Origin of the sequence: Arthrobacter sp. C2 (assembly GCA_024207135.1) — a bacterium.
Taxonomy (GTDB): Bacteria; Actinomycetota; Actinomycetes; order Actinomycetales; family Micrococcaceae; genus Paeniglutamicibacter.
On sequence record CP042428.1, the window covers coordinates 1,368,684 to 1,380,484 of the forward strand.

Genomic DNA, 11,801 nt, shown 5'->3' on the forward strand with positions numbered 1-11,801 from the left:
TACATGGCTCAGGGAACCGTGAAGTGGTTTAACGCCGAAAAGGGATTCGGCTTCATCACTCCCGATGGCGCCGAGGCTGACGTTTTCGTGCACTACTCGGAAATCCAGACCAACGGTTTCCGCACGCTGGAAGAGAACCAGCGCGTGGAATTCGAAGTTGGACAGGGCGCCAAGGGGCCGCAGGCCACCGGCGTGGTCGGTCTCTAAAGGACTTCACAGACTCTTTGAACTTCCCGCCCTTTCGTGCCCGGCTCGCATGGCGCAGCCGGTTGGATAGGCGGAAACGCTAAAAGAATACAAAAGCCTGGGGCGGGATGATTTATTCATCCCGCCCCAGGCTATTGTCTTGCTTGATCAGTCTTGCCGCCAGGTGCCAACGCCCGCAACGGGGCCGGCCTCCAACCAGGCCGAAAGGCCGTTGTAGGTCTGGTAATCCATGGCAATCAAGACGTCTCGGCCTTCATAGCTCATCATCACGATGACGCTTCCGGGCTGCACCAGGTGCTTTTCCTCTTCCTCGGGTTTTCTCCAGCCCTTGAGCAGGATGGAGGACCGTTGGAATCGATGCACCGGTATCGGGGAGACCGAAAAGAGCTTGAGGAACTCAAGCTCTCCAGGAGCATAACGCGCAATCACCATCATCCATTTCCCGGAGGACATGCAGATGGAAGCGTCGAAAGTGCCAAGAGTGCGCCGCAACTGAATGCGGCGCACTCCCATGGCACCCAAGAACATCACCACAAGCAGCAGGGCTGCCAACACGATGAGTACAGGAATGCCGAGTTCGTTCAAGGCAGGACTATCGAGTTCCCGCCGGGACGGAGTCGGCCATGACGGCGTTGTCCGCTACGATCACCACGCGGTCGGCGTCAACGGAGAAGAACCCGCCATCAACCTGGACCGAGAACCGTGACCCGGAGACCGGAACGATTTCCAGATCCCCGGCAGCCAGGACGGCCAGCATCGGCACGTGGCCGGGAAGGATCCCGATCTCGCCATTGCTGGTGCGTCCCTTGACCAGTTTCGCCGCTCCCGACCACACGAAGTGGTCGGCTGCAACGATTTCGACTTGGAGTTCGACCATGACTAGCGGGTCGACTTCTGGATGTCGGCCCACTGGCGCTCAACGTCGTCCATGCCGCCGATGTTGAAGAATGCCTGCTCGGCAATGTGGTCAACGTCGCCGTTGCAGATCGCGTTGAAGCCCTCGATGGTGTCCTTGATGGCAACCGTCGAACCCTCGACACCGGTGAACTGCTTTGCGGTGTAGGTGTTCTGCGAAAGGAACTGCTGGATGCGACGGGCGCGAGCCACGACGATCTTGTCTTCTTCGCCGAGCTCGTCGATGCCGAGGATCGCGATGATGTCCTGCAGTTCCTTGTTCTTCTGAAGGATCTGCTTGACGCGAACCGCGGTCTCGTAGTGAGCCTGGCCGACGTACTGCGGGTCAAGGATTCGCGACGTGGAGGTCAGCGGATCGATGGCCGGGTACAGGCCACGGGAAGCGATTTCACGGGAAAGTTCCGTGGTCGCGTCCAAGTGGGCGAAGGTCGCTGCCGGTGCCGGGTCGGTGTAGTCATCGGCAGGCACGTAAACGGCCTGCATCGAGGTAATCGAACGGCCCTTGGTCGAGGTGATGCGCTCCTGGAGGAGACCCATCTCGTCGGCAAGGTTCGGCTGGTAACCCACGGCCGAAGGCATGCGGCCCAGCAGGGTCGACACCTCGGAACCGGCCTGGGTGAAGCGGAAGATGTTGTCGATGAAGAGCAGCACGTCCTGGTTCTGCACATCGCGGAAGTACTCCGCCATGGTCAGCGCCGACAGTGCCACGCGCAGACGCGTGCCTGGCGGCTCATCCATCTGGCCGAACACCAAGGCGGTGTCCTTCAGAACGTTTGCTTCTTCCATTTCGACCCAGAGGTCGTTACCTTCACGGGTGCGCTCGCCAACACCGGCGAATACCGAGGTACCACCGAAGTTGCGGGCCACACGGGTGATCATTTCCTGGATCAGAACCGTCTTGCCAACGCCGGCGCCGCCGAACAGACCAATCTTGCCGCCCTTGATGTAAGGGGTCAAAAGGTCGATCGACTTGATGCCGGTTTCGAGCATTTCAGTCGAGCCCTCAAGGCTTGCAAAAGCAGGTGCCTTGCGGTGGATCGGCCAGCGCTCGGTGATCTCGAGTTCCGAGGCTTCCACGTCGAGGGGCTCGCCCAGGACGTTGAAGATGTGCCCCTTGACGACATCGCCAACGGGTACGGAAATCGGGGCACCGGAGTCGACCACCGAGGTACCGCGGACAAGTCCGTCGGTGGCCTGCAGGGAGATCGCGCGAACCATTGAGTCACCGAGGTGCTGGCTGGTTTCGAAGGTGATGGTCTTGGTCTCGCCGTTGAGGGTAATCTCAGCGGAAAGAGCGTTGTAAATTGCAGGCAAGGAGTCGGCGGGGAATTCAACGTCGACAACCGGGCCGATAACGCGTGCGATGCGACCGGTTGCACCGGTCGAGGCAGCGGTACCCTGCTCGTTAAGTTGGGCAGTCATCTCTCTCACTTCACTTGTGTAGATGGCGTGGATGTAAGTGTTGGTAGGAAAATCCGGTTAGCCGTTCAGCGCGTCAGCGCCGGCAACAATTTCGGAAAGTTCCTGGGTAACCTCGGCCTGGCGGGCGTTGTTACGAAGACGCGTGTACTTCTTGATGAGGTCCTTGGCGTTGTCGCCTGCGGACTTCATGGCACGCTGGCGGGCTGCGAGCTCGGAAGCCGCCGCCTGCAACATTGCGTTGAAGATACGTGACTCGATGTAGCGCGGGAGCAGTGCATCCAAGACCTGCTCCGGTTCCGGCTCGTATTCGTAGAGCGGCAACAGCTCGTCGGCAGGAGTCTCGGACTCCTCCTCGACAACCTCAAGCGGCAGCAAACGAATGACCGTCGGCTCCTGAACGACCATCGACTTGAACTGGGTGAAAACAACGTGGATCTCGTCCACGCCACCAGCTTCAAACTCGTCGGCAAAGTCCTTCAGCAGGACTTCGCGCAGTTCGCGTGCGGTTGCAAACTCCGGAGCGTCGGTTCCACCGGTCCACACCTTCGCGTAGTCCCGTCCACGGAAGTCGAAGTACGCCTGGGCCTTGCGGCCGACCAGATAGGTCTTGACGTCCTTGCCTTCTGAATGGAGCAGTTCAACGAGGTGCTCTGCCTGCTTCAAGACGCTGGCGGAGTAGGACCCGGCGAGACCGCGGTCCGAAGTCATGACCAAGACTGCCGCGCGACGGATTGACTCCGGCTCGGTGGTCAGTGGGTGCTCGACCTCGGACTGTGACGCGACGGCAGTAACAGCACGGGTAATCGCATTGGCGTACGGCAGCGATGCCGAGACACGCGCACGTGCCTTGCCAATACGGGAAGAGGCGATCAGTTCCATCGCCTTGAAGATCTTGCCCATCGACGTCGTCGATGCAATCTTCTGGCGGTAGACCCGAATCTGGGCTCCCATGTTTGTCCTTTCCTTATCCCTTTGCAGTGGTTGCCGCGCCACACGTGGCGACGCGGCAACCCCTACTCAAAGGTGATGTCAGCGCTTTTGCTTGACGATCTTTTCCTGGTCGACGGAACCCTCGGACAAGGCATCGAATTCTTCGTTGCCTGCGGCGACAAGCCTGTCGTCGCCCTGGCCAAAGAAACCGGCCTTGAACTCGACGATGTTCGTCTCGAGCGTTTGCGCGGTCTCGTCCTCGAGCTTGCCGGTTTCGGCAATCACGGTCAACGCGTTGGTGCGGTGACGAAGGTGAGCGAGGAACTCGGTCTCGAAGCGGCGAACGTCTTCAACCGGGACATCGTCCAAGTAACCCTTGGTGCCCATCCAGATGGAAACAACCTGGTCCTCAACGGGGAACGGTGCGTACTGGCCCTGCTTGAGCAGTTCCATCAAACGCGCGCCACGGGTCAGCTGCTGCTTGGAAGCGGCATCCAGGTCCGAGGCAAACATGGCGAAGGCCTGCATGTCACGGTACTGGGCCAATTCCAGCTTCAACGTACCGGAAACCTTCTTCATGGCCTTGACCTGGGCCGAGCCACCCACGCGGGACACGGAGATGCCCACGTCGACGGCCGGACGCTGGTTGGCGTTGAAGAGGTCCGACTGCAGGAAGATCTGGCCATCGGTGATCGAGATGACGTTGGTCGGGATGAATGCCGAGACGTCGTTTGCCTTGGTCTCGATGATCGGCAGACCGGTCATCGAACCGGCACCGAGCTCGTCGGAGAGCTTGGCACAACGCTCGAGCAGACGGGAGTGCAGGTAGAACACGTCACCCGGGTATGCCTCGCGTCCTGGCGGACGGCGCAGCAGCAGCGATACGGCGCGGTAGGCTTCGGCCTGCTTGGACAGATCATCAAAGACGATCAGAACGTGCTTGCCGTCGTACATCCAGTGCTGGCCAATGGCCGAGCCGGCGTACGGTGCCAGGTACTTGAAACCAGCCGGGTCGGATGCCGGGGAGGCCACGATAGTGGTGTACTCCAGGGCGCCATTGTCGGCGAGAGTCTGGCGCACTGCGGCAATGGTCGAAGCCTTCTGACCGATTGCCACGTAGATGCAGCGGACCTGCTTGTTGGTATCGCCCGAAGCCCAGTTGGCCTTCTGGTTGATGATGGCGTCAACGGCCAGGGCCGTCTTGCCGGTCTGGCGGTCACCAATGATCAGCTGGCGCTGGCCACGGCCGATCGGGATCATCGCGTCGATGGCCTTCATGCCGGTCTGCAGCGGTTCGTGAACCGACTTGCGCTGCGTCACGCCAGGAGCCTGCGTTTCCAGCGCACGACGTGCGGTGGAAGCGATCGGGCCAAGGTCATCGATCGGCTCGCCCAACGGGTCCACCACGCGGCCCAGGAAGGCGTCGCCCACCGGAACCGAAAGGATTTCGCCGGTGCGCTCTACGCGCTGGCCTTCGGCAATGCCGGTGAAGTCGCCAAGGACAACAACACCGATATCGCGGGTATCAAGGTTCTGGGCCAGGCCCAGAGTGCCGTCTTCGAAGCGAAGCAGCTCATTGGCCATGACGGAGGGAAGACCCTCCACCTTGGCGATGCCGTCACTTGCCGTGGTTACGCGGCCGACCTCGGTGCGCTCAGCTTTGCCCGGTTCGTAGGACGCTGCGAACTCATTCAAGGCATTGCGGACGTCGTCGGCGTTGATGGTCAATTCGGCCATCTGCAGTCCCTGCTCTCCTAAGTTGTGATTGCCGCGATGGATCCTTGCGGCAACCGAAATTTGATTCAGTCTATGGTGACTGGCCTGCAAGGCAGGCCCCCCGTTGTGGTGGGGGGCTGCCTAGCTTGCCAACTGGCGGCGAAGATCCGCGACGCGGGTGGCGATGGTTGCGTCAACAACCTCGTCACCCACCTTGATGCGGATGCCGCCAACTAGTGCCGGGTCGATCTCGACATTGATCTTCAAGTCCCGGCCGTAAAGGTTGTTCAGGCCTGCCTGCAGGCGCGCTGTTTGCTCGGCGGTGAGGTCACGGGTGACGCTCACCTGGGCAATCCAGCGGTCCTGGCGTTTAGCCACCAATTCCACGAAGCGCTCCAGAAGTGCAACGGGCTTGAGCCCGCGCGGCGAAGCGACGGCCTGGCGGATCAGCAGTGCCGATGCATCCGAGGCGTTCGGAACCAGCTTGAGCGCCAGGGCGCCCTTGGCTTCGTCCGATGCCTTGGAATCATCGAGTGCACGCTGCAGATCATGACTGGATCCAACCACACGGATGAACGCGAAGAGGTCTTCTTCGAGCCTCTCCAGTCCTGCGGAACCGCCCTGACGCTCGGTCACCACGATGGCGACAGTTGCCGCCAGGGTTTCCAATGCATCGCCAATGTCTCGTGCCGAGCTCCAACGCGAGGATGCCAGAGACGCGACGGTGGCTTCGGCTTCCGCCGACACCTTCCCGTGCAACAGCTTGGCCACAAGGCCAGCCTTGTCCGAGGCCCCACGGGCCGGATCAGTCAGTGCGCGACGCAGGCCTGCGTTGCCATCCAGAACGTCAACCGTTCCAAATAGCTCGGCGGACAATTCCAAGGACGCGTGTGCAAGCTTGGTTTCCAACGACGCCAGCGCCGCGGACAGTGACTCGCTCGATACACCTGCCATTAGTTCGATGCACCTGCGTTCTGCTGGTTTTCCAGGTCTGCCAGGAACTTGTCGACCACGCGGGAAGCGCGGTCATCGTTCTCAAGAGCGTCGTCGACGATCTTGCTGGCCAAAGCGGTTGCCAGGGTGCCGACCTCGGCACGCAGCGAGGTAACTGCTGCGACGCGCTCGGATTCGATCTGGCGGTGTGCCTGCTCGGTGATTCGAGCGGACTCTTCGGCGGCCTTGGTCTTGAGATCCGCGAGGATCTGTGCACCTTCTTCGCGCGCTTCCTCACGGATGCGGTTGGCTTCGGTGCGTGCTTCCAGCAGCTGTGCCTTGTACTGCTCCAGGGTGGCGTTGGCTTCGGCCTGTGCGGCCTCTGCCTTCTCAAGTCCACCCTCGATGGCCGTGACACGGTCCTGGTAGGACTTCTCGAATGCCGGGGCAATGTACTTGACCACGATGAACAACAGGACAGCGAAGCCTGCGGCAGTGACAAGAATTTCCCACGGGTTCGGAAGCAGCGGGTTTGCGCCCGCACCTGCAGCGAGGATCAATTCGTTGCTGATCATTCTCACTCTTCCTTATCTCTTAAGTTCCAATTGCAATGGCGCCTGCGACAGTGGCAGGGCCACTACGAGGGGAACTAGGCGCCGACGACGAAGGCGAAGACCAAGCCCAAGATGGCCAGTGCTTCTGCAAGGGCGAAGCCCAGCATGGCGATCGGCTGCAGGATGCGCTGTGCTTCCGGCTGGCGTGCAACGCCGTTGATGTAGGCAGCGAAGATCATGCCCACGCCGATGGCCGAGCCGATTGCAGCCAGGCCGTAGCCGATCATGTTAAGGGAGCCGTGGAGTTCCATTTCGTTCCTTTCAAGATACCGACACTTTGTCGGCAGGTTGTGAGGTCATTCCCTGATGAAGGGGAAAACTTTGTTTTTTTGGTGCGAGCCCGAATTAGTGGGCGTCTGCATCCAGGGCACCCTGGATGTAGATGGCGGTCAGCAGGGCGAAGACAAACGCCTGCAGGACCATGATCAAGAGTTCGAGGAAGTACATCGCAACGGAACCCGCGATGACCGCAACGCCGATGGCGTTCATGGCCAGGGACTCCTGGACCATGATCAGGTGGCGGGCGCCGGTGGCTGCCAGCATCACGATCATGTGGCCGGCAAGCATGGTGGCCATCAGACGCAAGGAGTGGGTCAACGGGCGGACGATGAAGTTGGAAATGATTTCCAACGGCACCATCAGCGGCATGATCCAGCCCGGGACGCCCGAGGGAACGACGGCCAGCTTGAAGTAGCGGATACCGTGGTTCTTCACCCCGACAGCGATCCAGGTGCCATAGATGATGATGGCCATGGCGTATGCTGCACCGGCGTGGGAGAAGGACGGGAGCTGAAGGAACGGGATGGCCCCGAACAGGTTGTTCAGCAAGACGAAGAAGAAGGTCGCAAACAACAGCGGGACCCACTGGGCGAAGTTCTTTTCGCCGATGATGTCGCGGCCGATGCCGTTACGGACGAAGCCGTAGGCGCTTTCAGCCAGGAACTGTACCTTGCCTGGAACGAGCTTCGGGTTCTTGATGGCCGACTTGAAGAACCACACGATCAAGATGATCGAGAGGATGATCATGACCATCTGCTTGCCGAAACCGGTCCCGTACTCGGCTAACCATGGCAGCACCTCGGGAAGGTGGGTGTCGGAAATCGACGGCGGGACATAAGGTTCAGTGGCCGTCGGAAGCGCAAACGCGGTCAACGCGCTGTCCTCTCTGCAGTTTCGGTCGTGGGGCAAAATCGGTGATTCGGCGCAAGGCGCCGCCCACCGTGTGAAGTTCTATTGGTCGATCTCATCGTCTGGTGAAAACCCGCGGCGTCGATGCCGCAAATGGTGGCGAGCCAGAAACATTCCTGCGGTTGCGCCAAGCAGCGCTCCGAGGAAAACTATCCAGCGGGTGTCCAGCAAAAGATCCAAACCCCAGCCTATCAAACCCCACGCGATGAGCCCGCCAACAATGTAGTTGACGTACTCGCGGACGCGAGGCTGTTTCGGCCCTTGGACGGGACTGGTTTCAGGGTTGTCCATTTTCCCCTCCAGCGGATGGGGTCGGCGATGGATCGTCGGAATTGAAAATGGGAAGCCGTGCCCGGGAGAAGGCGCGGATCTGGCCAAACTGCCACAGCACCAGGGAACCCAGCGCTCCCCACATGAAATAGGGCGCAAGCACCCAATCGGGCAGCCCGGAGAAAAGCACCAGGAAGCCCATTGCCAGGATCTTGGCGATGTACATGAACAAGAACGCCGGCAGTGCCCAGGTGCTGCGATAGCGCCCGGCCCATTCGGCCACCAGCAGGCTGACGCCGAAGAACACAACGATCAAGGCGCAACCGAAGGCCAGCGAGCCGGCCTCGCGTGCGCCAAGGATCGGCCACGCGGCGAGGGACGCAAGTGCGCCGATACCAACGGTGTAGGCAACGCAGGTCTTGAGGATCCCCAGCCAAGGGGAACGCGGAGCCGACGATGCAACCAATGCACCGCTGGCCTTGGAACCGCGTTCCGGCTTGATCATGTAATTCCAGTTCCCTTGTATACAGAAGGGCCCGCTTGCTGCGGGCGCCTGCCTGGTATCGAGGCTTGAATGGGGGATGTCCCCGGTGAAGGCGACCCTTGAATTCTACATGAGATAGAACGGGGGTCCGAACCGGTTGTTGGCGGACCGGCGCACGGCGGGCGCAGCTAGTTTGCGCCGGGCGTCTGGGCCTTGCCCCGGGCGCGCTTGAGCAGTGGCCACCATGTGACCAAAGTCACGCAAACAAAGGCCGCAACATAAAGGGGAATGGCGATATTCCTGTTGGTCAGGGAGATGACCACGACGCCGGAAGCGACCAGCAACGCCCACAGGTAAAGGATGATGACCACGGCGCGGGCGCTGTGCCCGAGATCGACCAGGCGGTGGTGGATGTGCCCGCGGTCGGCGCTGAAGGGGGACCTGCGCTTGGCGGTTCGCCTAATCACCGACAGCAACAGGTCGACGTACGGCAGCACGATCACAGCCACCGGAAGAATCACCGGCATGAAGGCCGGGACGTTGCGGAAACGGAAGGCGTCCTCCCCCAGCACGTCCCCGGTCACGGCCAGGGTGGCCACCGCAAAAAGCATCCCGATGGCCAGCACCCCGGTCTCCCCCATGAAGATGGAGGCCGGCTGGAAGTTGTGCGGCAGGAAGCCCAGCGTGGCACCCAGCAGCACGGCACACAGCAGGGCGGAGAAGTTCGCGTTGTCCTCGGCGCTGACGCGCGTGGCGAGCAGGTAGCTGTATACAAAGAAGGTTGCCGCCCCGATGGCGGAGATGCCGGCAGCCAGTCCGTCCAGGCCGTCGACGAAGTTGATGGCATTCATCGTGCCCACGATGATCAACACCGTGACCACGACCTGGACCATCGGCGATTCGATCTGCAGGGAACCCACCGGCAGGGCCTTGAGCAGGATCCCGTGCTTGACGATGACCAGGCCCACCGCGACCTGCCCGATGAGCTTGATCCACCAGCGCAGGTCCAAGAGGTCGTCAAAAACCCCCATGACCAGGATGATGCCCAGGGCGATCAGCACGCCCTGGATCGATTCTGTCGACCGGAAGATCCCGGCGAAGAACGGAATCTGCGAGGCAACCAGGATCCCGAGGTAAAGGCCGCCGATAATGGCGACCCCGCCGAGCTTGGGGGTGGGCTTCTGGTGGAAGTCCCGTTCGCGCACCGGGGCCTTGGGCATGAATCGCACGCCCGCGACGCGGAGCACCGGGGTAAGCAGATACGAGGTCATGAAGGTGATCCCGATCAGCAGGAGATAGCTTCTCATGACGCGCGGGCGGACTCCCCTGCCGCGTCCTCGCCCCGGGGCGGTGCCTGCTTCGCGGTTGTGTCCAGGGGTGCACCGGAGTCGGCCGCTGCCTCGGGTGCCGCGGCCCGGGTGGAGTCCTCGGGTGCCGCAGAGGTGTCGGCGTCGGCGGATTCGGCCGCGTGGGGCGCTTCGGCGGTGCCGGCCTCGGGGGCTTCGGACTCGTCGGCGGGGCCCGTCCCCGGCGCTTCCGCGGCGGCGGTCGCCGGATCCGGCTGCCCGTCGGCGTCCAGCAGTTCCGGGACCACCTCGCGCAGCAGCTCGAGCGCCAACGCGCCGGCACGCACCACCCGCGGCGGGGTCAGCGTGCAATCGATGATGGTGGAGCCCAGCGCTTCGCCGGAGACCGGGCGGGGCCCGGCCTCGAGGTACACCTCGACGGTTTCGCCGAGCTGGTCGAAGGCCGCTTCGGCGGTGTCAGCGGCGGGCTGGCCGGTGCGGTTGGCCGAGGAGACGGCGAGCGGGCCGGTGAGCTTGAGCAGGTCGCGGGCGATTTCGTCGTCGGGCACCCGAAGGGCGACGGTCCCCCGGGTCTCCCCCAGGTCCCAGGTCAGCGACGGCTGGGCATGCAGGATCAGGGTCAGCGCGCCGGGCCAGAACCGCGCGGCCAGCTCGCGGGCGAAGTGCGGGATGTCGGCGGCCAGTCCGTCCAGCGTCGCGGCCTGCGGGATCAGCACCGGTGGCGGCATGCTGCGTCCGCGGCCCTTGGCGGCCAGCAGCGTGGCGACCGCCTGTGCGGAGAAGGCGTCGGCGGCAATGCCGTAGACGGTGTCGGTGGGCATCACGATGCACCGGTTTTCGGCCAGTGCGGCGCGTGCGGCCTCGAGTCCAGTCTCTAGTTCCTGGCTGTCGCGGGCATCAAAACGTGAAGTCACGTGATTCATTCTTCCATGTTTCGGGTGGTGTTAGCGGCGGACGCCGCTGGTGGCCCGGTCCCTGCCGGTCAGATCCAGATGGGTCTGGATCTTCTCCCAGTTCCCGGAGGCGGCAAACATGGCCGCCATGGCCTCGGCCTGGACCTCGGCGTGCTCCATGACGAAGAAGCCCCCGGGACGCAGCAGCCGTGCGGCGGAGGCCTCGGCGGCCCGGGGCAAGACCATGCCGTCCTCCCCGCCGCCGTACAGCGCCATGGCCGGGTCGTGGTCGCGGGCCTCGGGCTCGCGCGGGACCGCGTTGGCCGGGATGTAGGGCGGGTTGGACACGACCACGTCGCAGGTGCCGTCGAGCTCGGCAAACGCGTCGGACAAATCCCCCTTGACCAGGTGCACGCCCAGCGGTTCGAGGTTCCGCGCCGCATAACCGAACGCGTCCTCGGACAGCTCCACCGCATGCACGCGGGCGCCGGGCAGCTCGTGGGCCAGGGACCCGGCGATGGCCCCGGAGCCGGTGCCCAGGTCCACCAGCAGCGGGTGCTGCAGGCCGGCGGCGAAGTCGATGGCCAGCTGGACCACCGACTCGGTCTCGGGGCGCGGCACGAACACACCGGGTCCCACCGCCAGCTCCAGGTAGCGGAAGTGGGCGAGCCCGGTGAGGTGCTGCAGCGGGATGCGGGTGGCGCGCCTGGAGACCAGGTGCGCGTACGCCTCGGCGTCCCCGGCGCCGAGGCACTCCCCCATCATCACCATCGAGGCGAGCCGGCCGCGGGAGATGCCCAGCACGTGGGCTGCCAGCAGCTCGGCGTCCACCCGCGGGGAGGGGACTTTCGCCGCCTCAAGGGCGGCGGTCGCCGCGCCGAGCACCTGCGCCAGCGGCCTGCCGAAAACCGGTTCGCTCACC

15 protein-coding genes are annotated in these 11,801 nt (G+C 62.9%); 1 reads left to right on the forward strand and 14 read right to left on the reverse strand.

Annotation, left to right across the window (positions count from 1 at the left end):
- Nucleotides 1-3: 3 nt before the first annotated feature.
- A complete protein-coding gene (locus FPY90_RS06375) occupies nt 4-207 on the forward strand; it encodes a cold-shock protein (protein ID WP_068735141.1) in 204 nt (67 codons plus the stop codon).
- Between the two features lie 147 nt (nt 208-354).
- Here the strand turns inward: FPY90_RS06375 and FPY90_RS06380 are convergent, their stop codons facing one another.
- From FPY90_RS06380 to prmC, 14 genes are all read right to left on the reverse strand, one after another.
- Nucleotides 355-792 (reverse strand): DUF2550 domain-containing protein, encoded by a 438-nt coding sequence (locus FPY90_RS06380; protein WP_498684567.1) that lies wholly within the window; start codon nt 790-792, stop codon nt 355-357.
- A 7-nt stretch (nt 793-799) separates the two neighbouring features.
- Nucleotides 800-1,084 carry a F0F1 ATP synthase subunit epsilon gene (locus FPY90_RS06385; protein WP_498684568.1) on the reverse strand — a complete coding sequence of 95 codons (285 nt, stop codon included), beginning with the start codon at nt 1,082-1,084 and terminating at the stop codon, nt 800-802.
- Nucleotides 1,085-1,086: 2 nt separating this feature from the next.
- The gene (gene atpD / locus FPY90_RS06390; RefSeq protein WP_071213162.1) at nt 1,087-2,544 is read right to left on the reverse strand and encodes a F0F1 ATP synthase subunit beta; all 1,458 of its coding nucleotides are present in this window, start codon (nt 2,542-2,544) and stop codon (nt 1,087-1,089) included.
- Between the two features lie 57 nt (nt 2,545-2,601).
- Nucleotides 2,602-3,495 carry a F0F1 ATP synthase subunit gamma gene (locus FPY90_RS06395; RefSeq protein WP_071213161.1) on the reverse strand — a complete coding sequence of 298 codons (894 nt, stop codon included), beginning with the start codon at nt 3,493-3,495 and terminating at the stop codon, nt 2,602-2,604.
- Between the two features lie 78 nt (nt 3,496-3,573).
- Nucleotides 3,574-5,211: a F0F1 ATP synthase subunit alpha gene (gene atpA, locus FPY90_RS06400; protein WP_071213160.1), complete on the reverse strand. Its 1,638-nt coding sequence runs from the start codon at nt 5,209-5,211 to the stop codon at nt 3,574-3,576.
- A gap of 120 nt (nt 5,212-5,331) precedes the next feature.
- Complete coding sequence (locus FPY90_RS06405) at nt 5,332-6,144, reverse strand: F0F1 ATP synthase subunit delta (protein WP_498684571.1); 813 nt, start codon at nt 6,142-6,144, stop codon at nt 5,332-5,334.
- Nucleotides 6,144-6,698, reverse strand: a complete 555-nt coding sequence (locus FPY90_RS06410) for a F0F1 ATP synthase subunit B (protein WP_071213158.1) — start codon at nt 6,696-6,698, stop codon at nt 6,144-6,146. The genes FPY90_RS06405 and FPY90_RS06410 overlap by 1 nt, the downstream gene beginning before the upstream one ends.
- 74 nt (nt 6,699-6,772) lie before the next feature.
- On the reverse strand, nt 6,773-6,988 hold the full coding sequence (locus tag FPY90_RS06415; RefSeq protein ID WP_071213157.1) for an ATP synthase subunit C-like protein: 216 nt from the start codon (nt 6,986-6,988) through the stop codon (nt 6,773-6,775).
- A 94-nt stretch (nt 6,989-7,082) separates the two neighbouring features.
- Nucleotides 7,083-7,889, reverse strand: coding sequence for a F0F1 ATP synthase subunit A (atpB, locus tag FPY90_RS06420; protein ID WP_071213156.1), 807 nt, complete (start codon nt 7,887-7,889; stop codon nt 7,083-7,085).
- 78 nt (nt 7,890-7,967) lie between these two features.
- The gene (locus FPY90_RS06425; RefSeq protein WP_071213155.1) at nt 7,968-8,216 is read right to left on the reverse strand and encodes a hypothetical protein; all 249 of its coding nucleotides are present in this window, start codon (nt 8,214-8,216) and stop codon (nt 7,968-7,970) included.
- Nucleotides 8,203-8,700 carry a hypothetical protein gene (locus FPY90_RS06430; protein WP_498684575.1) on the reverse strand — a complete coding sequence of 166 codons (498 nt, stop codon included), beginning with the start codon at nt 8,698-8,700 and terminating at the stop codon, nt 8,203-8,205. Before FPY90_RS06430 ends, FPY90_RS06425 begins: the two co-directional genes overlap by 14 nt.
- A 167-nt stretch (nt 8,701-8,867) precedes the next feature.
- A complete protein-coding gene (locus FPY90_RS06435) occupies nt 8,868-9,986 on the reverse strand; it encodes an MraY family glycosyltransferase (protein WP_498684576.1) in 1,119 nt (372 codons plus the stop codon).
- Nucleotides 9,983-10,909, reverse strand: coding sequence for an L-threonylcarbamoyladenylate synthase (locus FPY90_RS06440; protein WP_498684578.1), 927 nt, complete (start codon nt 10,907-10,909; stop codon nt 9,983-9,985). The genes FPY90_RS06435 and FPY90_RS06440 overlap by 4 nt, the downstream gene beginning before the upstream one ends.
- Before the next feature lie 21 nt (nt 10,910-10,930).
- Nucleotides 10,931-11,800 (reverse strand): peptide chain release factor N(5)-glutamine methyltransferase, encoded by an 870-nt coding sequence (prmC, locus tag FPY90_RS06445; RefSeq protein WP_498684579.1) that lies wholly within the window; start codon nt 11,798-11,800, stop codon nt 10,931-10,933.
- Between the last annotated feature and the right edge of the window lies 1 nt (nt 11,801).